Genomic DNA, 24081 nt, shown 5'->3' with positions numbered 1-24081 from the left:
TGGCACAGGCGCCGCTCTTAACCAACCGATCGAAGTCTGGTGTGGCCCACGGCGGCTCGGTCGCTTTGAGCCAGAGCGAAGGTAAGCGAGACCGCTGCCGCCCCTCATTCTTGACCTTGGCCGAGCGTCGCCTTCATCAAGGCGAGCAACACATCAGCCAGCAAGAGACGGTGATAACCTAAACGTCGATCGTTATGGCTGCACGATGTGCCATCGCGGATGGGTGACGAGTACCGCGGATACGCGCGGGCAAATGAGAACCCGTCAGCCCTACGTCGCTGGCGGGTTTTTCTTTAGGGACGCAGCCGAAGTCCTGCTGCTCGGCAGAGTGATCGCTTACCGCCTGAGAAGGATTAAAGGTAGAGCGAAACAGTGCAGGAACGTCGCAGGACAAGAGCGCGTCGAGACAAACGAGGTCGCCTACACTGGTTGGGTGGGGAGAAGATCGAACGGTCGTACGATGACCAGCCGAGCCGTTCTGTAGACCTCGCACCATCATTGCCCGCTTCGTGCCCCTATTGTGCCCCCGCTTTTTTGGGGCACATACTTGGAGAACCTCGCCGCTAAGTGGCTGATTTAGCTAGGTTAATGGTGGGCGCACAAGGGATCGAACCTTGGACCTCTCCCGTGTGAAGGGAACGCTCTCCCGCTGAGCTATGCACCCGAAACCATCATGCAGGCGACCCGAGTTTCGGCCGCCGATGCTTTGGAGCCCGCGATTTAGAAGTGCAGGCCGAAGGTGTCAAGTTTCGAGGCGCTGCCGGGCCGGAAAACCTTCCCCCGGACCCGCAATTCGGCGGTCAGACCATCTTGGGGCCGCTTACGCGCCCTGCTGGCGGGCGCGGGAGGCGTGGGCCTGGAGCGCGCGGATGCGTTCGGCCAGTGTTCCGCCGCCTTCGGGCAGGGTGCCTGCGGCGGTGCCGTTGGCAGGGGCGTCGTTGGCCGGGCGTGGCGCCGGCCTCGGCGGCTGGCCGGCCTCCGCCGCGAGCAGGGCCTCGATCGGCGAGTTCGGCCCTTCGAGCTGCATCGCGAGCTTGGCCACCTCGGCTGCGATGTCGTTGATGCGTTCGCGCAGCAGCGCGTTCTCCATCCGCTCGGTCGCCCAGGAGCTCTCGGCCTGTTGCTGGATCGCGTTGATGTCGCGCTGGAGCTTGGCGCGCTCGTCGCGGGCGGTGCGCAGCTGCTCCTCGAGCGCGGTCTTTTCCGCGCGGATCGATTCCATTGCGGCCGAGGACTTGCCGCCGCTCAACGCCGCGATCTCAACGCGCAGCTCCTTGATGATGCGCTCATTGGCCTCGTTGGCCTGGCGGAGCTGGTTGTTCTCATAGTCGCGTTCGGCGAGCAGCTTGCCCTGCGTGGCAAGGCGTCCCTCGAGATCGCCGACGCGGCCCGACAACATCTCGGCCTCTTTCACCTGCACGATGAGTTGGCGATCGAGGTCGGTGACGCGCTGGCTCAGATTCTCGACGCGGCCGCGGGCGTCGCCGAGCTCGCGCGAAGCGGTCTCGGACTCGGTGCGCTCCTGCGCCAGCCGCGCCTGTGTCGCGGCAAATTCCTTTTCGGCGTCGCCGACGCGGTGCTTCAGCTCCTCGATCTGCGCACGGACCGCGACCAGCTCGACCTGACGGCTCTCCGCCATCATCGAGCGGTCGGACAGTTCGGAATTGATCTTTGCGAGCTCGCCCTGCTTGTCGGTCAGCGCGAGCTCGGCGGCGCGCAGGGCTGCGGTCTTGGTGTTGAATTCCTCTTCGGTGGCGCGGAGCTGCTCCTTCACCGCCTTCTCGCGCGCTTCGAGCGCGAAGATCGTGGCGTTCTTCTCGCCGAGCTCGATCTTCATGCGGTTGATGGCGTCGCTCTTCTTGCCGAGCTCGGCGAGCTGGCTCGTGGTCTTGTTCTTGAGCTGGTCGACGCTCATCTCCAGCCGTCGCGCCGACATGGCGAACTCGGCGCGGAGCTGGTCCTTGTCGGCCTGGATCTCGGCCATCGACAACGGCGTGGCGGCCTCGAGCCGGCGCGTGGTCAGGCGCACGGCGCGGTTATGCACCAGCGGCACGATCGCGAGCCCGCACAGCATCGAGAGCAGGAAACCGATCGCCAGGTACATGATCGGTTCGACCATGGGCCAGAACTCCCAAAGCTAAGGAAAAATTTACCAAGGACATTGCATGCGGGGCCGGCAAAAAGCCAGCCCCGACATGTCGTTAACCTTGATCCGTCGCCGGAGGGGAAAGCGGAACGCTAGAATGGGTTCCAGGTCGCGCGTGGGGTGAATTTCAAATAGCCGATATTGGCTCCCAGCCGCAGGCCGAGGCCCGAGCGGATCGGCACCAGCACGATGTTGTTGGCGGTGAGCGCCGTCATGCCGAAGCCGCCGATGATGTAGGCCGAGCCGTCGAGGCCGGCGAAGCGCTGGTAGATCGCGTTGGTGGCTGGCAGATTATAGACCAGCGTCATGGTACGCGCGCCGTCGCCACCCCAGTCGAAGCCGAGCGAGGGACCCTGCCAGTAGACCCTGAGGTCACCGGCGTTCTTGGTGTAGAGCGTGCCTTCGCCGTAGCGCAGGCCGGCGACGAAAGCGCCGGACCCTTCCTCACCGAGGATATAGCCGTTGGGCAGGCCCCATTGGCTGACCGCCTTCTCGATGATCGAGGCGAGACCGCGCGAGACGTTGCCGAAGAAGCGATGCCCGGCGTTCACGAGTTCGTCCGGCCCATAGGTGCTGGGCGTCTGGGTCCGCTGCGGCGGCGGCAAGTCGGGCGGCGGCGGCTGCTGGGCGGAAGCCGGACTGATCCACCCGACCATCGCGGCAAGCGCGACTGCGGCAAGGCGTGATGCGAAAGTCATAAAAGAACCCCTGGTATCGAATCCGGTCGCTTCCTTAACCTGGCGCCAACAGGCGCGGCTCTAGGTTGCGCCGGATGTCCCCTCGACTCGGATGTTATCCGCAGCAACTATGACGGCACAACGGCAGGAAGCCAGCCCTTTGCGCCCCGGAATTGCCTTGATCGGCCTTCTGGTCTGCATGCTGTCGGGCATTTGGATCCTCTGCGCGGGGTTGCCGGCGCAGGCGGCCACCACCGAGCGGATCGTCGTCAACCGTTTCAGTGGCGTGGCGATCGAGGGCTTCGACCCCGTGGCCTATTTCGTCGCTGGCACGGCCGTGCAGGGGACGGCCGAGTTCGAGGCGAACCTGTGGGGCGCCGTCTGGCGCTTTCGGAACGAGGGCAACCGGGCGTCTTTCCTCGCCCATCCCGAGGTCTACGGGCCGCAGTTCGGCGGCTACGATCCGGTCGATATCGCCCGCGGCGTCATCATCGCCGGTAACCCCCGCTTCTTCGCGATCGCGGCGCAGCGGCTCTATCTGTTCAGCCGGGAAGCCAATCGCGACGCCTTCGCCGCCAATCCCGAGCGCTTCCTCTATGAGGTGGGCAAGCGCTGGCCCGCCCTCCAGGACAAGCTCAGCCAGTAGGCCCCTTTACGACCTCAGAGTCTTGCCGCCTGCGGGTCACCCCAAGCAATGAACTCCGGGATGATGAAGCCGCTATCGTGCCGCTCGCCGAAGCGGAGCGCGCCGCCCTTGCCGTCGGTCACGCTGCCGCCGGCCGCGGTCACGACCGCGTAGCCGGCCCCGACGTCCCATTCACAAGTGGGCCCGAAGCGGGGGTAGATGTCGGCACTGCCTTCCGCGATCCGTCCGAATTTCACGGCCGAGCCGACCGCCTTTCTGACGGCGCTGGGGCGATGATCGATGAACGCCTCGGTTCGGGGATCTCCATGCGAGCGGCTCACCGCGGCGATCCAGGGTTCGCCCAGGGGCGGCAGCTTGCGGGTATGGATCGGCTCGGCAGCGCCGATGGTTGCGCCGTCGAACCCGACGCGCTCGGCGCCACGGCCGACGATGCCGCGCCAGAGCAGCCCGAGTGCCGGCGCGCTGACGATGCCCAGCAGCGGCACGCCCGATGTCACCAGGGCAAGGTTGACGGTGAACTCGTCGCGCCCGGCGACGAACTCCTTGGTGCCGTCGAGCGGGTCGATCAGGAAGAAGCTGGCGCGGAACGGCGGCGAGGCGAGCTGGGTCCGCTCTTCCGAGAGCGTCGGGATGTCGCCCGCAAGCTGTGCCAGCCCGTCCGCGATGATGCGGTCGGCCGCAAGGTCGGCCTCGGTCACCGGCGAGCCGTCCTGCTTGCCGTCGACCCGCATCGCTGCGCGGTTGACCGCGAGGATGGCTTCGCCCGCCTTCACCACCAGGGCGGTGAGCGGCTCCATCAGGTGGGAGGCGGCCGCGCCGTCGATGATCCGCTTCACCTGCATGCCTCATTCATCGGCAATTCCATCCCTAAGCGAGTGATTCGCCGCGGCATTAGGGCCGCTTCGAACCGATCGCAAGCTAGCTGCCACGTGCCAGCGAATGTTAGAACCTGCGGCATTCGTCAAGCATGCTTGATTCGCCGCGTCCGCGCCGTGCAATTCCAGGAACCCTTTATGTCTGACGCTTCGTCACCCGCTACCGCCACCGCTCCAGATGCGCTCGAACTCGCTGCGCTGCTGTGCTCGCGGGTCTGCCACGATCTCATCAGCCCTGTCGGCGCCATCGTCAATGGGCTCGAAGTGCTCGACGACGATCCCAAGCCCGACGACCGCGAGTTCGCACTCGACTTGATACGCAAGAGCGCGAAAACCGCCTCCGCTCGCCTCCAGTTCTGCCGCCTCGCTTTTGGTGCGGCCGGCTCGTCCGGCGCGCAGATCGATCTCGGCGATGCCCAGACCATGGCGCGCGGCCACATCGAGGACGGCAAGTGCTCGATCACCTGGAATCTGCCGCGGATCTTGCTGCCGAAGAATCGCGTCAAGCTGCTGCTCAACATGCTGGTCGTTTCGCAGCACACGATCCCGCGCGGCGGCACGCTGACGATCGATCCGATCGGCGAGGGCGAGACCATGAGCTTCCGCATCACCGCGACCGGACATAATGCGCGCCTGCCGCAGAACATCTCCGAGCTCCTGAGCGGCGAGCGCGGCCCGGCTGCGGATGCACATGCGATCCAGCCTTATTATACGCGGCTGTTGGCAGAGGCTTGCGGGCTGACCGTGAGGCTCGCGCACGAAGGCGAGGCCATCACCATTATCGCGTCGTAGACACGCCGCCGCTCTCAAACGTTAATCGAATCTTTACGAGGCGCTTCGGCTTGTCCGGAGCGCCTTATCTCTTTGTTGGTTCCGTTCTTTTCCACATACTCAACCATTATTAAACGCTTTGCGGTGAAGCTGGCCCCATTCCGAATTGGCGCATCACGTCTTGTGTGCGCGCCCTCCCTGTATGAAGGCCTGTTTTCATGGATGATCTGTTGCGGGAGTTTTTGACGGAAACCAGCGAGAGCCTGGACACCGTGGACAATCAGCTGGTGAAGTTCGAACAGGAGCCGAACAACGCCAAGATCCTGGATAACATCTTCCGGCTGGTCCACACCATCAAGGGCACGTGCGGCTTCCTCGGATTGCCGCGACTGGAAGCGCTGGCGCATGCCGGCGAGACGCTGATGGGCAAATTCCGTGACGGCATGCCGGTGACGGGGCAGGCGGTGACGGTGATCCTGTCCTCGATCGACCGCATCAAGGAAATTCTGGCCGGGCTGGAGGCGACCGAAGCCGAGCCCGAGGGCACCGACCGCGATCTCATCGACAAGCTGGAAGCGATGGTCGAGCAGGGCATGGCGGCTATGTCAGCGTCGGCGCAGCCGATCGCGTCAGGCTCGGCGCAGCCGATGCCGGCCGGCGCTGCTGCTGCCGTTGCCGAAGCGCCGCCGCTGGTGCCGGACGCGCCTGTCGCCGTTGAAGCCGCGCCGACCTCCGGCGTGCTGGCCGACCAGAGCCTGGAGCGTCCGCTGCGTCCGGGCGAAGTCTCGCTCGACGAACTCGAGCGTGCCTTCCGCGAGACCGCGATCGAAGTGCCGGTCCCGGTTGCCAGGGCCGAAGTCAAGGCGGAGCCTCCGCCTGCCGCTGAAGCCCCGGTGCCTGTTGCCAAGGAAGCCGCGAAGGAAGCCAAGGCGCCCAAGGACAAGGCCGTGCCGAAGAAGGCGATCGCCGACGAGGGCGCCGCTGAGGGAGCCAGCATCGCCAACCAGTCGATCCGCGTCAACGTGGATACGCTGGAGCATCTGATGACCATGGTCTCGGAGCTGGTGCTGACCCGCAACCAGCTGTTGGAGATCTCCCGCCGCAACGAGGACACCGAGTTCAAGGTGCCGTTGCAGCGGCTGTCCAACGTCACCGCCGAGCTGCAGGAAGGCGTCATGAAGACGCGCATGCAGCCGATCGGCAATGCCTGGCAGAAGCTGCCCCGCATCGTTCGCGACCTCTCGAGCGAACTCGGCAAGCAGATCGAGCTGGAGATGCACGGCGCCGACACCGAGCTCGACCGCCAGGTGCTCGACCTGATCAAGGACCCGCTCACCCACATGGTGCGCAACTCCGCCGACCATGGCCTGGAGACCCCGGCCGAGCGTCTCGCCCGCGGCAAGGGCGAGCAGGGCACCATTCGCCTGTCCGCCTATCACGAGGGCGGCCACATCATCATCTGCATCGCCGACAACGGCCGTGGCCTGAACACCGACAGGATCAAGGCCAAGGCGATCTCCTCAGGTCTGGTCACCGAGGCCGAGCTCGAGAAGATGAGCGAAGCCCAGATCCACAAGTTCATCTTCGCCCCGGGCTTCTCCACTGCTGCCGCCATCACCTCGGTGTCGGGACGCGGCGTCGGCATGGACGTGGTGCGCACCAATATCGACCAGATCGGCGGCACCATCGACATCAAGTCGGTCGCCGGTGAAGGCTCCTCCGTCACCATCAAGATCCCGCTGACGCTCGCCATCGTCTCCGCGCTGATCGTGGAAGCCGCCGGCGACCGCTTTGCGATCCCGCAGCTCTCCGTGGTCGAGCTGGTGCGGGCCCGCGCCAACTCGGAGCACCGCATCGAGCGCATCAAGGACACCGCGGTTCTCAGGCTGCGCAACAAGCTGCTGCCGCTGATCCATCTCAAGAAGCTGCTCAAGATCGACGACGGCGCCGTCTCCGATCCCGAGAACGGCTTCATCGTGGTGACGCAGGTCGGCAGCCAGACCTTCGGCATCGTCGTCGACGGCGTGTTCCACACCGAAGAAATCGTGGTCAAGCCGATGTCGACGAAACTGCGCCACATCGACATGTTCTCGGGCAATACCATCCTGGGCGACGGCGCGGTCATCATGATCATCGACCCCAACGGCATTGCCAAGGCGCTCGGCGCCGCCGGCTCCTCGGCCCATGACATGAACAACGAGAACGGGACGCACAGCATCGGATCGGGCGAGCAGACCACCTCACTGCTGGTGTTCCGCGCCGGCTCGGCCCAGCCCAAGGCGGTCCCGCTCGGGCTCGTCACGCGCCTGGAAGAGCTCCCGGCCGACAAGATCGAGTTCTCGAACGGCCGCTACATGGTGCAGTACCGCGAGCAGCTGATGCCGCTCGTTGCCATGGAGAGCGTCACCATCGCGAGCCAGGGCGCCCAGCCGATCCTGGTGTTCTCCGACGACGGCCGCTCCATGGGCCTCGTCGTCGACGAGATCATCGACATCGTCGAGGAACGGCTCAACATCGAGGTCGGCGGATCCTCCTCCGGCATTCTCGGCTCGGCCGTGATCAAGGGCCAGGCCACCGAAGTGATCGACGTCGGCCACTTCCTGCCGATGGCGTTCGCCGACTGGTTCACCCGCAAGGAGATGAAGCCGTCGCTGCACTCGCAATCGGTGCTGCTGGTCGACGACTCGGCGTTCTTCCGCAACATGCTGGCCCCGGTGCTCAAGGCCGCCGGCTACCGCGTCCGCACCGCGCCGACCGCGCAGGAGGGCCTGGCGGCGCTGCGCGCGCAGAGCTTCGACGTGGTCCTGACCGACATCGAGATGCCCGACATGAACGGGTTCGAGTTTGCCGAGACCATTCGCTCCGACAGCAATCTGGGCGCGATGCCGATCATCGGGCTCTCCGCGCTGGTGTCGCCGGCGGCGATCGAGCGCGGCCGCCAGGCCGGCTTCCACGACTATGTCGCCAAGTTCGACCGTCCCGGTCTGATCGCGGCGCTGAAGGAACAGACCGCGGGCGCCGCCGGTGCCTCCGAGCTGAGCCGCGCAGCCGCCTAACCCCAGCGGGATGGATCAGGAGATACGCAACATGACCAAGAAGACCCAGTCCGGCGAAGGCGCCATGGTCGAATACGTCACCGCGATGATCGGCGGCCAGCTGTTCGGCCTGCCGATCTCCCGCGTCCAGGACGTGTTCATGCCCGAGCGCGTCACCCGCGTGCCGCTGTCCTCGCGCGAGATTGCGGGCGTGCTGAACCTGCGCGGCCGCATCGTCACCGTGGTCGACATGCGCGCCCGGCTCGGCCTGCCCAAGCCCGAGGACGGCAAGATCCCGATGGCGGTCGGCGTCGACCTGCGCGGTGAATCCTATGGTCTGCTGATCGACCAGATCGGCGAAGTGCTGCGGCTCGCCGAGGACGGCATGGAAGAAAACCCCGTCAACCTCGACCCCCGCATGGCCAAGCTCGCCGGCGGTGTCCACCGTCTCGACGGCCAACTCATGGTCGTCCTCGACGTCGATCGCGTCCTCGAGCTCGCGCCCGATATGATGGCGGCCTGATACGCCGGCACATCCGCCGACGTACCTGCAATTGGAAGTGCCCCCGCAAAAGGGGGGAAGCAGAGGTTCACATGCGAACTTGTCTCGTCGTTGATGATTCCAGCGTCATCCGCAAGGTTGCGCGCCGGATCCTGGAGGGCCTCGACTTCCAGATCCTCGAAGCCGAGGACGGTGAGAAGGCGCTGGAGGCCTGCAAGCGCGGCTTGCCCGATGCGGTGCTGCTGGACTGGAACATGCCGGTGATGGACGGCTATGAGTTCCTCGGCCATCTCCGGCGCATGCCCGGCGGCGACCAGCCCAAGGTGGTGTTCTGCACCACCGAGAACGACGTCGCGCATATCGCGCGCGCGCTGCACGCTGGCGCCAACGAGTACATCATGAAGCCCTTCGACAAGGACATCGTGACGGCGAAATTCCAGGAAGTCGGCCTTATCTGAGCGACCGCCCTGGAGGCTGAACGGCTCCTTCGGCGTTTGTTTTCAACTGACCGTTTCAGTCTGAGTTGGTGAGTAATGAGTGTTGCGTTCGCAGGTAATTCGACCCCGGGCTCGTCGCGGGAAGCCGGACCGTTGCGGGTGATGGTCGTCGATGACTCCGTCGTCATCCGCGGTCTGATCTCGCGCTGGATCGGCGCCGAGCACGACATGGAGGTCGCGGCCTCGCTGCGCACCGGGCTCGAGGCGGTCAACCAGATCGAACGCATCAATCCCGATGTTGCCGTGCTCGATATCGAAATGCCCGTGCTCGACGGCATCTCGGCGCTGCCGCAACTCCTGGCGAAGAAGCGCGATCTCGTCATCATCATGGCCTCGACGCTGACCCGCCGCAACGCGGAGATCAGCTTCAAGGCGTTGTCGCTCGGCGCCGCCGACTACATTCCGAAGCCGGAATCGACGCGCGAGGCTTCGGCTGCGGACATCTTTCATCACGACCTGATCCAGAAAATCCGCCACCTCGGCGCACGGCTGCGCCGCAAGGCCGCGGTTGCGAGCCCGCCGCTCGCGCCCGCAAGCCCGGCTCCGGCGACACGTGGGCCGGTTGTCGCGCGGCCTGCCGCGTCCGCGGCCGCTCCGGCCGTCCATGCGCCGTCGTCGTCCTCGGTGCTGTCCACGCGTCCGTTTTCGACCCAGGCCCCGAAGGTGCTGCTGATCGGCTCATCGACCGGCGGTCCTCAGGCGCTGATGGCGCTCGTCGCCGAGCTCGGTCCCGTGATCGACCGTGTCCCGGTGCTGATCACCCAGCACATGCCGCCGACCTTCACCACCATTCTCGCGGAGCATCTGGCACGCACGAGCCGGAAGCCGGCGGCGGAGGCGGTCGACGGCGAGCCGGTGAAGCCGGGCCGCATCTATCTTGCGCCGGGCGGCAAGCACATGCGCGTCGTGCGTAGCGGCGCCGACGTGGCGATCGCGCTCGACGACGGTCCCGCCGTCAATTTCTGCAAGCCCGCGGTCGATCCGCTGTTCACGTCCGCCATCGACATCTGGCATGGCGCCATCCTGTCCGTGATCCTGACGGGCATGGGCTCGGACGGCATGCGCGGCGGCAAGGACATCGTCGCCGCCGGCGGCAGCGTGATCGCGCAGGACGAAGCCTCCAGCGTGGTCTGGGGCATGCCGGGCGCAGCCGCCAATGCCGGCATCTGCGCGGCGATCCTGCCGCTCAACCAGATCGGCGCCAGGGTCAATCGCCTGTTTGCGGGAGACCGTTCGTGACGCCTGTTGACTACGACTATCTACGCAAGTTCCTGAAAGAGCGCTCCGGCCTCGATCTCTCGCCGGACAAGCAGTATCTGGTCGAGAGCCGGCTGCTGCCGCTGGCCCGCAAGGCGAGCCTCGCCGGGATCCCCGATCTCGTGCTGAAGATCAGGAACGGCGACGGGCGGCTTGCAAGCGACGTGGTCGAAGCGATGACCACCAACGAGACCTTCTTCTACCGCGACAAGATCCCGTTCGATCACTTGCGCGAAACGATCCTGCCGGGGCTGCTTCGGGCGCGCGCGGCGCGCAAGTCGCTGCGCATCTGGTCGGCGGCGTCGTCGACGGGACAGGAACCCTATTCGATCGCGATGTGCGTGAAGGAGATGGGCGCAGCCTTCGCCGGCTGGCGCATCGAGATCGTGGCCACCGATCTGTCGCAGGAGGTACTGGAGAAATCCAAGGCCGGCCTTTACAGCCAGTTCGAGGTGCAGCGCGGCCTGCCGATCCAGCACCTGATGAAATACTTCACGCAAGCGGGCGAAGTCTGGCAGCTCAATGCCGACATTTGCGCGATGGTGCAGTTCCGCCAGCTCAATCTGTTGCAGGACTTCTCCCATCTCGGCACGTTCGACGTGATCTTCTGCCGCAATGTGCTGATCTATTTCGACCAGGACACCAAGGCCGTGATCTTCGAGCGCATGGCGAAGGTTTTGGAAGCCGACGGCACGCTGCTGTTGGGCGCCGCCGAATCCGTCGTCGGAATTACCGACGCGTTCCGCCCGATCGCCGATCGTCGTGGCCTCTATCAGCTCAATCCGACGCGCTCCGGGCGCCCGATGGGTGGATTGATGCCGCCGTCATTGAAGGTAGCAGCGGCGCGGTGAGATGCGTTCTTCCCCTCTCCCCTTGCGGAAGAGGGTGGCTCGCCGCGTAGCGGCGAGACGGGTGAGGGGTTCTATCCGCGAGCCCACCGACACTTGAACTCGCGGATAGAACCCCTCATCCGGCGCTTCGCGCCACCTTCTCCCACAAGGGGAGAAGGAATGAAGAGCGCACCTCACAAGATCGCATGCGGCAGAAACCGCGAGCCGTTGCCGGTGATCGGGCTTTCGTCCTCGCGGATCGACAGGCCGCAGGGTTCGTGATCCACCAGCCAGCTTCCGATCACGGGATAGAAGCCGGAAAAATTCGGCAGCGGCGCGAGCGCCTGCCGCACGAATCCTTCGGCGCCGTAGGGGCCTGCCTGCTCGTCGAGCGGCATTCCACCAGACACCAGCGTGACATTGGCCCCTTCGCGCGACAGCAGCGGCTTGCGCACATAGGAGCTACCGAGCTCGGCTGCCCGCGGATCGTCCTCGAAGAACGCCGGTAGCAGATTGGGATGGTTCGGAAACATCTCCCAGAGCAGCGGCAGGATGCCCTTGTTGGAGAGCACCGCCTTCCACGGCGGTTCGATCCAGCGTGTCTGTGCATCCTTGAGCTTTGCGCCAAAGGCGTCGTGGAACATCCATTCCCAGGGATAGAGCTTGAAGGCGAGCGTGATGTCGCGGTCGCCGAGATCGACGAAGCCGCCGGTATCATTGCGCCAGCCGATCGCCTCGATGTCGAATAGCGTGGTCGTCAGGCCCGCCTGGCGCGCGGTATCTTCGAGATAAGCGAGCGTGCCGGCGTCCTCCTCATTGCCCGTGGTGCCGGTGAGATGGACGTGGCGGCTAGCGGCAATCTGTTTCCAGGCTTCGATCAATCGTTCGTGGATGGAGTTGAACTGGTCGGCCCGCGACGGGATGATGCGCCGTTCGATCGCCTGTTCGAGCCAGGTCCATTGAAAGACCGCGGCTTCGAAAATCGAGGTCGGCGTATCCGCGTTGTATTCGAGCAGCTTTGCCGGTCCCTTGCCGTCGAATTTCAGATCGAGCCGGCCATAGAGGCTGCGGTCGTCTCGTGCCCAGCTCTCGGCGATCAGGCTCCAGAACGCCTCCGGTATCTTCAAGCGCTGCAGATGGCGCTCGTCGCCGATCACGCGGCCGGCGAGCTCCAGGCACATCGCGTCGATCTCGCCGGTCGGCGCCTCGATGCCACGCTCGATCTCGTCGAGCGTGAAGGCGTAATAGGCGCGCTCGTCCCAATAGCGCTCACCGTCGATGGTGTGGAAGGCGAAGCCGCATTGTTCGGCGGTCTGCCGCCAGTCGTCGCGCTCGGGGCAGACGATGCGTTGCATGGGTCAGCCGCCGCCGGAGAAGCCATGGCCAAACGAGCCGAAGCCGCCGCGGCTCACGCCGCCGGAGCCTGAATCGGACGACGTTCCGGACGAGGAATGGCTCGAGGAGTCGCTGCTGAAGAAACTCGATCGCGACGAACTGCCGCCGCCGCTGGAGGAGCTGCGGCTGCTGCTGCACGAGGTGCTCGCTTGCACCGCCGGGTCCATGCCGGCAGGGGAGGGCTCGCAATTCTGCCGCGGCATCAGTGTGTAGGCGGTGGTGCCGACCGCGATCGTGCCCATCACCAGCAGCGCGACATGGCCGGAGCGCTTCACCGGCTGTTGTGCAGGCGGCGGTCCGGCCGCCGGCCGGCGCTTGCCGAACTCCTTTTTGGAGCGCTTGTCGGTCATGTCAGTAGATCATGCAGGCGGCGTTGAGCAGGCCTGCGGCGAGCGAGGACAGCCCGAGCCAGATGGCAGCTGCAAGTTCGCCGGCGGCAATCCGCGCCGACAGGTTCGGCACCGGCACTCTCACCAGGAAGAACACGACGATCTGGACGATCAGCGCGATCATCGCCCAGATCAGGCAGTCCAGCACATTGGCCGAATGCGCGATCGCGCTGACAAGCGGCGCCACGAAGCCGAGCAGGCTGAGGCCGAGTGCGATCGCCGCAGCCGGATCGTTGTCGCGGATCAGCTGGAATTCGTTATGCGTCGTGATGCGGGTGTAGACGAACAGGTACGCCACGATCGCGATCAGCCCGGTGCAGAAATAGACCAGGAAGGCGGGCAGGCCGGCCAGTGATTGCAGGATCATCGTTCCCCCATCGTGCAGCGACCATTCGTCGGCGGGGGAAGGATAGCGGTTCAACGGCGCAAGGACGATGAGGCCCCGTTCGCGTCCCCAAAAAACAAAACCCCGCCATTTGCGGCGGGGTCCAGGCTGGGAGGAGCAAGCCCCGAAGGGCTCGCGGGTAAAACCCAGGATCAGGCGGGGATGCGCTCTTCGACCTCGTGCGGCTCGCGCAGCACGTAGCCGCGGCCCCACACGGTCTCGATGAAGTTGCGGCCTTCGGAGGCATTGGCGAGCTTCTTGCGGAGCTTGCAGATGAAGACGTCGATGATCTTCAGCTCGGGCTCGTCCATGCCGCCATAGAGGTGGTTGAGGAACATTTCCTTGGTGAGGGTCGTGCCCTTGCGGAGCGAGAGCAGCTCCAGCATCTGGTATTCCTTGCCGGTCAGATGCACGCGCTGACCGCCGACTTCCACGGTCTTGGTGTCGAGGTTGACGACGAGGTCGCCGGTCTGGATCACCGACTGGGCATGGCCCTTGGAGCGGCGCACGATCGCGTGGATGCGGGCAACCAGCTCGTCCTTGTGGAAGGGCTTGGTCATGTAGTCGTCGGCGCCGACGCCGAGACCCTTGACCTTGTCCTCGATGCCGGCGAGGCCGGAGAGGATCAGAATGGGTGTCTTGATCTTGGAGACCCGAAGCTGCTTGAGCACGTCGTAGCCGGACATGTCGGGCAGGTTGAGGTCGAGAAGGATAATGTCGTAATCGTATAATTTACCGAGATCGACGCCTTCTTCCCCCAAATCGGTCGTGTAGACGTTGAAGCTCTCAGACTTCAACATCAGCTCGATCGACTGCGCGACGGCGCTGTCATCTTCAATCAGCAAAACGCGCATGCCAGTTCCCCATAGTCGCCGCTCCTGGGCGTCAGGTCGGCCGCATTCGCGGCACACAACAAAACGCCTTTGAACAACTGATTCGGATCCTGACAACAGATGGTTAACAAATTCTGATTCTGGAACGCAAGCCCTGTAGATGCAATTTTCGTCGAATCGCCCTAAGGTCTTGTGTGCGAAGCAGCTTTCGTTATCCGGTTGCGTTCAAGTTCCACTTTAAGAGACGGGCCTAACCGACTCCCGCGACTCAGCCTTCTTCTGAAGGGGAGCCACGCTCAGTCACAAAGACAGTGACGCAATGATTAACGATGCGGGTAAACACGAAGTTAAGCGCCGTTCAGAAATATGGCGAAACTTAAGGTTCTCGCCACGAAACCCCGGATTATGAAGGCGATCACCTCATGAAGGCCCTCTTGTGAAGGCTCTTGCCGAACAGATCGGCGACATTGACGGCATCAATATTTATGGCCGTGTGGTCGGCGTGCGCGGCCTGATGGTCGAGGTCGCCGGTCCGATCCATGCGATGTCGGTCGGCGCGCGGCTCGTGATCGAGACCGGCGGCAACCGTTCCATCCCCTGCGAGGTGATCGGCTTCTCCGGCAACAACGCCGTCGTGATGCCGTTCGCCGGTCTGGACGGCGTACGGCGCGGCTGCAAGGCCGTCATCGCCAATGCCGCAAATCAGGTGCGGCCTTGCGCGGCCTGGCTCGGCCGCGTCGTCAATGCGCTGGGGGAGCCGATCGACGGCAAGGGGCCGCTGCCGCAGGGCCCGGCGCCGATGCCGTACCGCAATTCGCCGCCGCCGGCGCACTCGCGCAAGCGCGTCGGCGCGCCGCTCGATCTCGGCGTGCGCGCGATGAACACCTTTCTGACCTGTTGCCGCGGCCAGCGCATGGGCATCTTCGCAGGCTCCGGCGTCGGCAAGTCGGTGCTGCTGTCGATGCTTGCGCGCAACGTCGATGCCGCCGTCAGCGTCATCGGGCTGATCGGCGAACGCGGCCGCGAGGTGCAGGAATTCTTGCAGGACGACCTTGGCGAGGAGGGCCTGGCCCGTTCCGTGGTCGTGGTCGCGACCTCCGACGAGCCGGCGCTGATGCGCCGCCAGGCCGCCTATCTGACGCTTGCGGTCGCCGAGTATTTTCGCGACGAGGAGCAGGACGTCCTCTGCCTGATGGATTCGGTGACGCGCTTTGCCATGGCCCAGCGCGAGATCGGCCTGTCCGCTGGCGAGCCGCCGACCGCCAAGGGCTACACGCCGACCGTGTTCACCGAGCTGCCGAAGCTTCTGGAGCGCGCCGGTCCGGGCCTCGGGGAGGGCGCCATCACCGCGATCTTCACGGTGCTGGTCGATGGCGATGACCATAACGAGCCGATTGCGGATGCCGTCCGCGGCATCCTCGACGGACACATCGTCATGCAGCGCTCGATCGCCGAGCGCGGCCGCTACCCCGCCATCAACATCCTCAAATCCATCTCCCGCACCATGCCGAAATCGGCCGACCCGCAGTTCTGGCCGACCATCCAGAAGGCGCGGGCGGTGATGGCGACCTATGCCGACATGGAAGAATTGATCCGTCTGGGCGCCTACCGCGCCGGCTCCAGCCCCGAGGTCGACGAGGCGATCCGCCTGCACGAGCCGCTGGAGGCCTTCCTGCGCCAGCGCAAGGATGAAAATGCATCGCTGGCGGACGGCTACCGCCAGTTGGCGCAAATCCTTGGTGATTTGGAAACGGAACGCTAACTTTGTCCCGTCATCATCCCATCCCACAGAGTAGTAGAGCCGGTCTTGGCCCCCGTCGGGCCTGTGGGGAGACCGGTGTTGTCCCACGTGCAGCCAAGGGACTTCTGGGGAGTACGAGTCGATGAAGTCACGTGATACACTCATCCGCCTGAAGAAATTTCAGGTCGACGAGAAGCGCCGCCGGGTCACCCAGATCGAGACCATGATCGCCGACTTCCAGCGGATGTCGACCGATCTTGAACGCGAGATCTCGACCGAGCAGGAGCGCGCCGGGATCAACGATCCCTCGCACTTCGCCTATCCGACCTACGCCAAGGCTGCCATCCAGCGTCGCGAGAACCTGACCCGCTCGGCCGACGAGCTGAAGGGCCAGCTCGACGAAGCCAAGGCTGCGCTGGCCGAAGCCTTCGAGGAGCTGAAGAAGGTCGAGCTCCTTGACGAGCGCGATCAGGCCCGCGAACGCGCCGAGGAAAACGCCCGCGAGCAGGCCGATCTCGACAGCATCGGCCTGATGCGTGCCCGCATGGGCGCCGTCGCCTGAGACGCTAGCCGCCAGACCTGCGAGAATTTGCAGAACCCGGACCCCAAGGTCCGGGTTTTCGCATGCCCTGTCCACAGTGTGGCGCCGCGCCCCCTTGGTGGTCGGCTTTGTCGCGCGCTATGGTGGCGGAGTGCCAGCGCCTGCGCGGAATGCGACGGGCCGCGCATTGGGGGGCTGAATGCTGACGCCAGCAGAGCTGGTCGGGCTGATTGGGGCGATGGCGCAGGGCGATCAGGCCGCGTTCGAGCGCCTCTACGTCGCCACGCGCGCGAAACTCTATGGCGTCGTGCTCCGTATCTTGCGCCGACAGGATCTCGCAGAGGAGGTCATTCAGGAGACCTACGTCAAGATCTGGAACAGCGCCGGCCAGTTCAATCCCGCTCTCGCGTCGCCGATCACATGGATGGCGTCGATCGCGCGCAACCGCGCCATCGACATCGTGCGCAAGAAGACGGAAGTCTCCATCGAGGAAGAGCCCCAGGCGATGGAAGTCGCAAGCGACAGCCCCGATCCGCTGGCGCGGAGGGAGATGACCGAGGAATTGAAGCGGCTGCTGGAATGTATCGGCCGGCTCGAGCCGGACCGTCAGAGGCTCGTGCTTCTCGCCTATTACAACGGCTGGAGCCGCGAGCAATTGGCGGAGAAATTCGCGGCGCCCGTCAACACGGTGAAGACGTGGCTTCGGCGCAGCATGATGGATATTCGCGAATGTCTCGGGCTATGAGATTCGGGCTACGGGAGCTCATACGGTGAGGGTGGGTCTGGACCGCAAGTGATGGCCTATACGGAGGACCATATCGCGCTCGCCGCGGAATATGCGCTCGGCACGCTCGACGCCGGCGAGCGCGCGCAGGTCGAGACAATGATGGCGGTGGACAAGGCGTTCGCCGATGTCGTGCAGGCGTGGGCATTCCGGCTCGGCGTCCTCAACCAGATGGTCGGCTCGATCGAGCCGCGTCCGATCGTGTGGGAGAACATCAGGTCCGAGCTCGCGCGGACGGGCTTTGCGCAGGATCCGCCAGCACTGCCGGACGCAGCGCCGCCGCCACCTGTGCCGGAATATTCCTCGCCCGAGACCGTGCCTCCGCAGGTGCCGTCGGAGAATATGCAGCCGGCGCCGCAGCCTCCTGAAGCGGAGCAGCCTGCCGCGGCGCGACTTGAGACCGATGCGATTCCCGACGTCGTGCCGATATTCATGCCGCAGGTCCACGCGCCGGACCCGGAGGTCGCGCGTGCGCCACCGCCGCCGGTTGCCGACAACAGCAACGTGATCCGGCTCGAGGGCCGCGTGAAGCGCTGGCGCACCATCGCATCCGCCGTCGGCGCGCTCGCGGCCGCGCTGCTCGTGACGCTGTCGCTTCAGATCTTCCTGCCCGACGCGCTGCCGGGCGGCTTGCGACCGGCACCGCGCATCCAGACCGTCGAGGTGAAGACACCGGCGCCGCTCCCGGCGTCGTCGCAATATGTCGCCCTGTTGCAGGGCCAGGGCGGGGGTCCCGCCTTCATCCTCACCATCGACGGTGCGACCAAGAACTTTACGGTGCGTAAAGTGGGCGCGACACCGGAGCCCGGCAAAAGTTTCGAGCTCTGGCTGATCTCCGACAAGCTGCAGCGTCCGCGTTCGCTGGGTGTGATCGGCGCCGGCGATTTCACCGCACGACCGGTGCTCGGCTCGTACGATGCCGACGTCGTCAACGGCGCGACCTACGCCGTCACGCTCGAGCAGGCGGGCGGTTCGCCCAACGGCCAGCCGACCTCGGCGCCGGTGTTTTCCGGCAAGCTGATCGAAACCGTGCCGCCGTCACAGCCGCAGGCGCCCGCGAAGAAGTAGGTTTCCATTGTCGTCCTGGCGAAAGCCAGGACCCATTGCCCCAAGAGCTTGTTGCAAGAGTGAGCGCTGGCAACACGGGTGAGCAACCACTCAATCCCCGAGGTAATGGGTCCTGGATCGGCGCTCGCTCTGTTCGCTTGTCCAGGACGACACCGGGGGGCATTGGACGCTTCGACATCGTGGTGGCAATGCCTGATCGGTTCTGTCGCCACGGTCCGTCCCGCCGTCGTCTTCCGACAAATTCCGCCGAATCCGCCCTCGATTTGAACCTCTCCGCGCTTCGCGGCGTCAAATGCCCGGAATTTGCAGTCGGCGCCCCCCAATCATGGTGCCGGAGAGGGGCGAGAAATCAGATGGATGCAGCGAAAACGTCGGGCATCTTCATTCACCAATATGCGGGGCTGCCACACGGCCCGGCCTTCGAGCATTGGCGCGAGCGGACTTTCGGGGCCTGCGGCCTCGATATCGGGCCGAGCCGAGGCGATAGCATCGATTGCCGGCTCCAGGTCAGCGTGGTCGACAATATCGCGCTCGCCATTCCCGAAGGCGCCTCCGCGCAATATTCACGCACCCAGAGCCATCTTGCCGACGGCAGCGACGATCTCGTCCTGATCGCCGCGCATGCGGGCCTCGTCCGCGTCGGGCAGAACGGCCATGCCGTGGAGCTTGCGCCCGCGCAAATGGTGCTCGTCGACATGGGCATCACCGGCACCGTCGGCCACACCGAGGAAGATCGCTTCACCACCATCCGCATGCCGCGCCGCGCGCTGCTCGAGATCAATCCGCGCGCCGAGGACAAGCTGTCGCAAGTGCTCTCGGACGGCGCGCTCGCCGAGACGATCTTGCGCTACCACTCCCTTGCCGCCCATCATGCGCCGCATCTCGACGCCGTCGGCCAGCGCCTCACCGCGCAGCACATGGTCGATCTCGTCGGCCTCCTGCTCGGCACCGACGCCGAACATGCAAGTCTCGCGCGCGGGCGAGGTCATGCGGCGGCCCGTCTCGATCTCATGCGCGCCGACGTGATGGCTGCGCTTGGCCGCAACGATCTCTGCCTGTCCGAGATTGCCACGCGCTCCGGCTTGAGCCCGCGCCAGGCACAGCGTCTGTTCGAGCAGGCCGGAACGACCTTCACCGAGTTCGTGCTGGAACAGCGCCTGCTGCAGGCGCGCAAGCTGCTCAGCGATCCCCGCGCCAGGACCCGCAAGATCAGCGACATCGCGCATTCGTCTGGCTTCTCCGATCTGTCCTATTTCAACCGCGCCTTCCGCAAGCGCTTTGCCGCGACGCCGTCGGAACTGCGCGAGGCCTGAGCCGACCGAGAATTTGTGCGGCGCGCCGGTATCACCGCAGTTGGTCCATCCGGCAGGATGAGCTATATTTGTCTGCGCGGTCAGACAGCTTGATCGTTCGTCGCTTCGTCGTCGCTCTCTTGGGAAATGCAGTCAACGGACATGGCGCGTATCGTCGTGCTCGGCGCCGGGTTTGCAGGTCTGTGGGCGGCCATCGGTGCCGCACGCAAGCGCGAGGAGATCGGCGCGGCCGGCCGTGACATCGAGATCCGTGTCATCGATCGCAATCCCTACCACAACATCCGCGTCCGCAATTACGAGGCCGATCTCAGCGAGGTCGCGCTTCCGCTGCCGCAGCTGCTCGATCCGATCGGCGTCAGTCACGGGATCGGCGAGGTCGAAGCCATCGATCCGGCACGGCGGGAGATTTCTCTGGTCACGGGAGGCGGCGACGAGACGCTGGCTTATGACCGGCTAGTGCTGGCGCTCGGCAGCGAAGTGATGCGTCCCGACATTCCCGGGCTTGCCGAGCATGCTTTCGATGTCGACACTTATGCAGCGGCGCGCCACCTCGAGGATCATCTCACCTCGCTCGGACGCAGCGTGCCCGCGCCGGGGCGCTCGACGATCGTCGTGGTCGGCGCCGGCTTCACCGGCATCGAGGTCGCGGCCGAGATGCCCGACAGGCTGGCGCGCGCCGGCATTACCGGCAGCCGCCGCGTCATCCTGGTCGATCCCAATCCGGTGGTGGGCGCCACGATCGGCGCGCATGCGCGTCCCGTCATCGCGACGGCGTTGGCCTCGCTAGACGTCGAGACGCGGCTCGGCGTGCGCGTCGTCTCCGTCGAGGCCGCCGGACTGCGTCTGAGCTCGGGCGAGTTCATTCCGACGCGGACGGTGATCTGGTGTGCCGGGATGCGCGCGAGCCCCTTGGCCGCAAGCTTTCCGGACGCACGCGATCGCCTCGGGCGTCTTCTGGTCGATCCCATGATGCGGGTTGCGGATGCCGGCGGCGTGTTCGCGGCCGGCGACGTCGCCTCGAGCGTGGTCGACGGCTTGCATCCGACCGTGATGTCCTGCCAGTTCGCGCGTCCGATGGGCCGCTTCGCCGGCCACAATGTGGTCGCCGATCTCGCGGGCCTGCCGATGCTGCCGCTGCGGATAGACTGGTACGTGACCGTGCTCGATCTCGGCGGCTGGGGCGCACTCTATACGGAAGGGTGGGACCGCGAAGTCCGCGCCACCGGCGCGGCCGCGAAGGCAACCAAGCAGACGATCAACCGCAAGCGCATCTATCCGCCGTTGTCGGGCAGCAAGGACGAGCTATTCGCTGCGGCAGTCCCAACCGTGCAGGCGCCGCCGCCGACGTATGGGGCGCGGTAGTATCCGTGCCTGTTGCGGGATGACGGCGGTACGTTTTCCATCGTCATTGCGAGCGTAACGAAGCAATCCAGAATGTCTCTGCGGAGGGATTCTGGATTGCTTCGTCGCAAGAGCTCCTCGCAATGACGCAGCTGCACGCGCGTGCGCTCACGGTGACGACATACCCCAGACATGAGAAAGCGCCCGTGGGGGGCGGGCGCTTTCTGTAGTCGACTTGGGGTTGGGGTCGTCTACATATCCACGTGGCGACTTTGGGGGGCTGATAAAGAGCCGCGTGAATTCCTGAAAGTCAAATCTCCTTAGCGAACGAGGGAAACGTTCGAGCTGGTGATAGCGATCGGCTTGCCCGCCTTCATGACGCGAGCGGTCTGGGTCAGGCCTTCATCTGAACTCGTACGCGCGGTGATCCCGAGACCCGCCACCGTGATGCCGGCAACGAGCGCGACAACCACGATCTTGAGGTGGGTCGAGCGATCTGCGCTGTAAATCGAGTGGTTCATGGAAGGCTCCTGCCGCCATCTACCCGAAGTAGTCGCCTGCGTGCTTGGGCAGGTTCATGCTTCCGGTGCCCAACAACCTAGTACTGGGGGGATTCGTTCCCAAGAGGCGATCACAAGGGCGTGACAGGACGTGAGAAGCCGCGATCAGAAACGACCCTTGATCGTGCAAATTAGCAATTATTTCAAAGCTGTAATGTGTCTGCCAAGCGCCTTGCCCGCCGTCGATCGGCAAGGCGCCAAAACCTGAAAAACCATTTGCCTGTGGCCAAAAAACACACGGCTTCTTAAGGCAAATCAGATGCTTCCGACCGTTTTCAACCTCGCCCTGGGGTGGATTTCAGCCTGCGACAGCACGGTCGTCTGGGCCCGGAACCGCTCGACCAGGGAACGCACGAAGGGACGAATTGCCGCAGAGGTGACCAGCACCGGGGCCTCGCCTTCACGCGCCGCGCGCTCGAAGGCGTCGCGCACGCCGGTCATGAACTCCGACAGCTTCGAGGGCTGCATCGCGAGGCTGCGCTCCTCGCCCTGGCCGATAATGGATTCGGCGAAGGCTTGTTCCCAACGGGCCGACAGCGCGATCAGCGGCAGGTAGCCGCTGTAAGAGGTGTTCTGCGCACAGATCTGCCGCGCCAGGCGGGCGCGGACGTGCTCGACCATGGTGGCCGGATTGCGCGAGAAGGCGAGCGAGTCGGCGATGCCTTCGAGGATGGTCGAGAGGTCGCGGATCGAGATGCGCTCGGCGAGCAGCAGCTGCAGCACGCGCTGGATGCCGGAGACGGTGACCTGTCCGGGCACGATGTCCTTGACCAGCTCGCCCTGCTCCTTCGGCAGCTCCTTGAGCAGCTTCTGCACCTCGCCATAGGAGAGCAGGTCCGACATGTTGGCCTTGAGCAGCTCGGTGAGGTGGGTCGAGAGCACGGTCGCGGCGTCGACGACGGTATAGCCCTTGAGCGAGGCCTCCTCCTTGAGGCTGGCATCGACCCAGGTCGCGGGCAGGCCGAAGGTCGGCTCGGTGGTGTGGATGCCGGGCACCTGCACCTGGCTGCCGCCGGGGTCCATGACCATGAACTGGTTCGGCCAGATCTTGCCGGTGCCGGCGTCGACCTCCTTGATCTTGATGATGTAGGTGTTGGCTTCGAGCTGGACGTTGTCGAGGATGCGCACGGCGGGCATCACAAAACCCATCTCGATCGCGAGCGAGCGGCGCAGCGCCTTGATCTGCTCGGTGAGGCGATCGGTGCCGTCGGGGCCGTTGACCAGCGGCAGCAGGGCATAGCCGAGCTCGATCTTGAGATCGTCGATCTTCAACGCCGCGGAGATCGGCTCCTCCGCCGCAGCGGAGCCGGCTGCGCCCGGCGTTCCCGGCGCAGGTGCGGTCTTCGCGACTTCCTCAGCCCTGGCAGTCGCCCGGTTGCGGTTGCGGGCGTGCCAGGCGAGCGCACCGGCGCCGGAGCCGAGCGCCAGGAAGGGAAGGGTCGGGATGCCCGGCAGGGCCGCCAGCACCAGCATGACCGCCGCGGACATCGCGAGCGCCTGCGGATATCCGGAGAACTGCTTCATCAACGCCTTGTCGGCGGCGCCGGACACGCCGGCCTTGGAGACGAGCAGGCCGGCCGCGGTCGAAACGATCAGCGCCGGCACCTGGGTGACGAGGCCGTCACCGACGGTCAGCAGCGTGTAGCTGCGGCCGGCATCGGCAAAGGACAGACCCTGCTGCGCCACGCCGATGATTATGCCGCCGACGACGTTGATGAAGACGATCAGGAGGCCGGCGATGGCATCGCCGCGGACGAATTTGGAGGCACCGTCCATGGCGCCGAAGAAGCCGCTCTCGTCCTCCAAATCCTTGCGCCGCTGCTTGGCGACCGTCTCGTCGATCAGGCCGGCGGAGAGGTCGGCGTCGATCGCCATCTGCTTGCCGGGCATGGCGTCGAGGTGGAAGCGTGCCGCGACTTCGGCGATACGGCCCGAACCCTTGGTGATGACGACGAAGTTGACGATGATCAGGATGGCGAAGACGATGATGCCGATGACGAAATTGCCGCCCATCACGAAGCTGCCGAAGGCTTCGATGACGTGACCGGCGGCATCCGTGCCCTCGTGCCCGTGCGACAGGATCAGGCGGGTCGAGGCCATGTTGAGCGACAGCCGCAGCATGGTCGAGATCAGCAGAACGGTCGGAAAAGCGGAGAATTCCAGCGGCGCCTGGATGAACAGCGACGTCATCAGGATCAGGATCGAGAGTGTGATCGAAATCGCCAGGAACAGGTCCAGCACTATCGCAGGCAGCGGAAGGATCAGCACCACCAGGATGGTGAGAACGCCGAGCGCGAGCGCGATATCGCCGCGCTTGAGGATGTTGCCGACTTCGGCAAGGGTCGGGAAACCGGCGTTCGTGCTGCCTACGCCCTGTCCTGCGGTGACGTCGACCATGGTAGCTGCCCCTCCGCGCGACTGCCGTCCGCGCGCCCCAAATGTCTGCGCGGCGGCCGAGGGGCCGCCGTTCCGAAAGTGAGGCACCGCACTGGCGT

The 24081-nt window shown here is 65.1% G+C and carries 22 protein-coding genes and 1 tRNA gene; 13 read left to right on the top strand and 10 right to left on the bottom strand.

Annotated features, from left to right (window positions below):
* Window positions 1-589: 589 nt before the first annotated feature.
* From IVA93_RS30245 to IVA93_RS30235, 3 genes are all read right to left on the bottom strand, one after another.
* A tRNA-Val gene (locus IVA93_RS30245) sits at window positions 590-664 on the bottom strand.
* Window positions 665-820: 156 nt separating this feature from the next.
* The gene (locus tag IVA93_RS30240; protein ID WP_018458351.1) at window positions 821-2119 is read right to left on the bottom strand and encodes a coiled-coil domain-containing protein; all 1299 of its coding nucleotides are present in this window, start codon (window positions 2117-2119) and stop codon (window positions 821-823) included.
* Between the two features lie 119 nt (window positions 2120-2238).
* Window positions 2239-2844, bottom strand: a complete 606-nt coding sequence (locus IVA93_RS30235; RefSeq protein ID WP_018458350.1) for a DUF1134 domain-containing protein — start codon at window positions 2842-2844, stop codon at window positions 2239-2241.
* Between the two features lie 139 nt (window positions 2845-2983).
* Between IVA93_RS30235 and IVA93_RS30230 the strand changes: the two genes are divergently transcribed.
* A complete protein-coding gene (locus tag IVA93_RS30230) occupies window positions 2984-3469 on the top strand; it encodes a YHS domain-containing (seleno)protein (protein WP_026233560.1) in 486 nt (161 codons plus the stop codon).
* Between the two features lie 14 nt (window positions 3470-3483).
* On the opposite strand, the gene IVA93_RS30225 is transcribed toward IVA93_RS30230, so the two are convergent.
* The gene (locus tag IVA93_RS30225; protein WP_018458348.1) at window positions 3484-4311 is read right to left on the bottom strand and encodes a 3'(2'),5'-bisphosphate nucleotidase CysQ family protein; all 828 of its coding nucleotides are present in this window, start codon (window positions 4309-4311) and stop codon (window positions 3484-3486) included.
* Window positions 4312-4482: 171 nt separating this feature from the next.
* Here IVA93_RS30225 and chpT point away from each other — a divergent pair, with 171 nt between their 5' ends.
* The 6 genes from chpT (at window position 4483) to IVA93_RS30195 (ending at window position 11257) form a co-directional block, all read left to right on the top strand.
* Window positions 4483-5136: a histidine phosphotransferase ChpT gene (chpT, locus tag IVA93_RS30220; RefSeq protein ID WP_018458347.1), complete on the top strand. Its 654-nt coding sequence runs from the start codon at window positions 4483-4485 to the stop codon at window positions 5134-5136.
* A 197-nt stretch (window positions 5137-5333) separates the two neighbouring features.
* A complete protein-coding gene (locus IVA93_RS30215) occupies window positions 5334-8171 on the top strand; it encodes a hybrid sensor histidine kinase/response regulator (RefSeq protein ID WP_247789302.1) in 2838 nt (945 codons plus the stop codon).
* Window positions 8172-8202: 31 nt separating this feature from the next.
* Entirely contained in the window at window positions 8203-8673 is a 471-nt protein-coding gene (locus IVA93_RS30210) for a chemotaxis protein CheW (RefSeq protein WP_085409211.1), read from the top strand.
* Between the two features lie 71 nt (window positions 8674-8744).
* Window positions 8745-9110 carry a response regulator gene (locus IVA93_RS30205; RefSeq protein WP_007600538.1) on the top strand — a complete coding sequence of 122 codons (366 nt, stop codon included), beginning with the start codon at window positions 8745-8747 and terminating at the stop codon, window positions 9108-9110.
* A gap of 75 nt (window positions 9111-9185) precedes the next feature.
* Window positions 9186-10388 carry a protein-glutamate methylesterase/protein-glutamine glutaminase gene (gene cheB / locus IVA93_RS30200; RefSeq protein WP_026233009.1) on the top strand — a complete coding sequence of 401 codons (1203 nt, stop codon included), beginning with the start codon at window positions 9186-9188 and terminating at the stop codon, window positions 10386-10388.
* Window positions 10385-11257, top strand: a complete 873-nt coding sequence (locus tag IVA93_RS30195) for a CheR family methyltransferase (RefSeq protein ID WP_018455723.1) — start codon at window positions 10385-10387, stop codon at window positions 11255-11257. Before cheB ends, IVA93_RS30195 begins: the two co-directional genes overlap by 4 nt.
* Before the next feature lie 173 nt (window positions 11258-11430).
* Here IVA93_RS30195 and IVA93_RS30190 read toward each other — a convergent pair whose 3' ends face one another.
* The 4 genes from IVA93_RS30190 to ctrA form a co-directional block, all read right to left on the bottom strand.
* Complete coding sequence (locus IVA93_RS30190; protein ID WP_018455722.1) at window positions 11431-12591, bottom strand: glutathionylspermidine synthase family protein; 1161 nt, start codon at window positions 12589-12591, stop codon at window positions 11431-11433.
* Between the two features lie 3 nt (window positions 12592-12594).
* Complete coding sequence (locus tag IVA93_RS30185) at window positions 12595-12981, bottom strand: hypothetical protein (protein WP_018455721.1); 387 nt, start codon at window positions 12979-12981, stop codon at window positions 12595-12597.
* Between the two features lies 1 nt (window position 12982).
* A complete protein-coding gene (locus IVA93_RS30180; RefSeq protein ID WP_018455720.1) occupies window positions 12983-13387 on the bottom strand; it encodes a DUF350 domain-containing protein in 405 nt (134 codons plus the stop codon).
* Window positions 13388-13557: 170 nt separating this feature from the next.
* Window positions 13558-14259 carry a response regulator transcription factor CtrA gene (ctrA, locus tag IVA93_RS30175; RefSeq protein WP_007600544.1) on the bottom strand — a complete coding sequence of 234 codons (702 nt, stop codon included), beginning with the start codon at window positions 14257-14259 and terminating at the stop codon, window positions 13558-13560.
* 415 nt (window positions 14260-14674) lie between these two features.
* Here ctrA and fliI point away from each other — a divergent pair, with 415 nt between their 5' ends.
* From fliI to IVA93_RS30145, 6 genes are all read left to right on the top strand, one after another.
* Complete coding sequence (gene fliI, locus IVA93_RS30170) at window positions 14675-16000, top strand: flagellar protein export ATPase FliI (RefSeq protein ID WP_018455719.1); 1326 nt, start codon at window positions 14675-14677, stop codon at window positions 15998-16000.
* 121 nt (window positions 16001-16121) lie between these two features.
* Entirely contained in the window at window positions 16122-16541 is a 420-nt protein-coding gene (gene fliJ / locus IVA93_RS30165) for a flagellar export protein FliJ (RefSeq protein WP_007606301.1), read from the top strand.
* Between the two features lie 178 nt (window positions 16542-16719).
* Complete coding sequence (locus IVA93_RS30160) at window positions 16720-17265, top strand: sigma-70 family RNA polymerase sigma factor (RefSeq protein WP_018455718.1); 546 nt, start codon at window positions 16720-16722, stop codon at window positions 17263-17265.
* 51 nt (window positions 17266-17316) lie between these two features.
* Window positions 17317-18372 carry an anti-sigma factor gene (locus tag IVA93_RS30155; RefSeq protein WP_018455717.1) on the top strand — a complete coding sequence of 352 codons (1056 nt, stop codon included), beginning with the start codon at window positions 17317-17319 and terminating at the stop codon, window positions 18370-18372.
* A 353-nt stretch (window positions 18373-18725) separates the two neighbouring features.
* A complete protein-coding gene (locus tag IVA93_RS30150) occupies window positions 18726-19685 on the top strand; it encodes a helix-turn-helix transcriptional regulator (RefSeq protein WP_018455716.1) in 960 nt (319 codons plus the stop codon).
* 141 nt (window positions 19686-19826) lie between these two features.
* Window positions 19827-21047, top strand: a complete 1221-nt coding sequence (locus tag IVA93_RS30145; RefSeq protein WP_018455715.1) for an NAD(P)/FAD-dependent oxidoreductase — start codon at window positions 19827-19829, stop codon at window positions 21045-21047.
* 299 nt (window positions 21048-21346) lie between these two features.
* Here the strand turns inward: IVA93_RS30145 and IVA93_RS30140 are convergent, their stop codons facing one another.
* Together IVA93_RS30140 and flhA are read right to left on the bottom strand one after the other, a co-directional pair.
* On the bottom strand, window positions 21347-21547 hold the full coding sequence (locus IVA93_RS30140) for a hypothetical protein (RefSeq protein WP_018455714.1): 201 nt from the start codon (window positions 21545-21547) through the stop codon (window positions 21347-21349).
* Between the two features lie 294 nt (window positions 21548-21841).
* Window positions 21842-23983 carry a flagellar biosynthesis protein FlhA gene (flhA, locus tag IVA93_RS30135; RefSeq protein WP_018455713.1) on the bottom strand — a complete coding sequence of 714 codons (2142 nt, stop codon included), beginning with the start codon at window positions 23981-23983 and terminating at the stop codon, window positions 21842-21844.
* Between the last annotated feature and the right edge of the window lie 98 nt (window positions 23984-24081).

Source organism: Bradyrhizobium sp. 155 (assembly GCF_023101105.1).
Taxonomy (GTDB): Bacteria; Pseudomonadota; Alphaproteobacteria; order Rhizobiales; family Xanthobacteraceae; genus Bradyrhizobium; species Bradyrhizobium canariense_D.
Note: the sequence above shows the minus strand (reverse complement) of the source record. Positions and strands in the feature narration are given on the sequence as shown.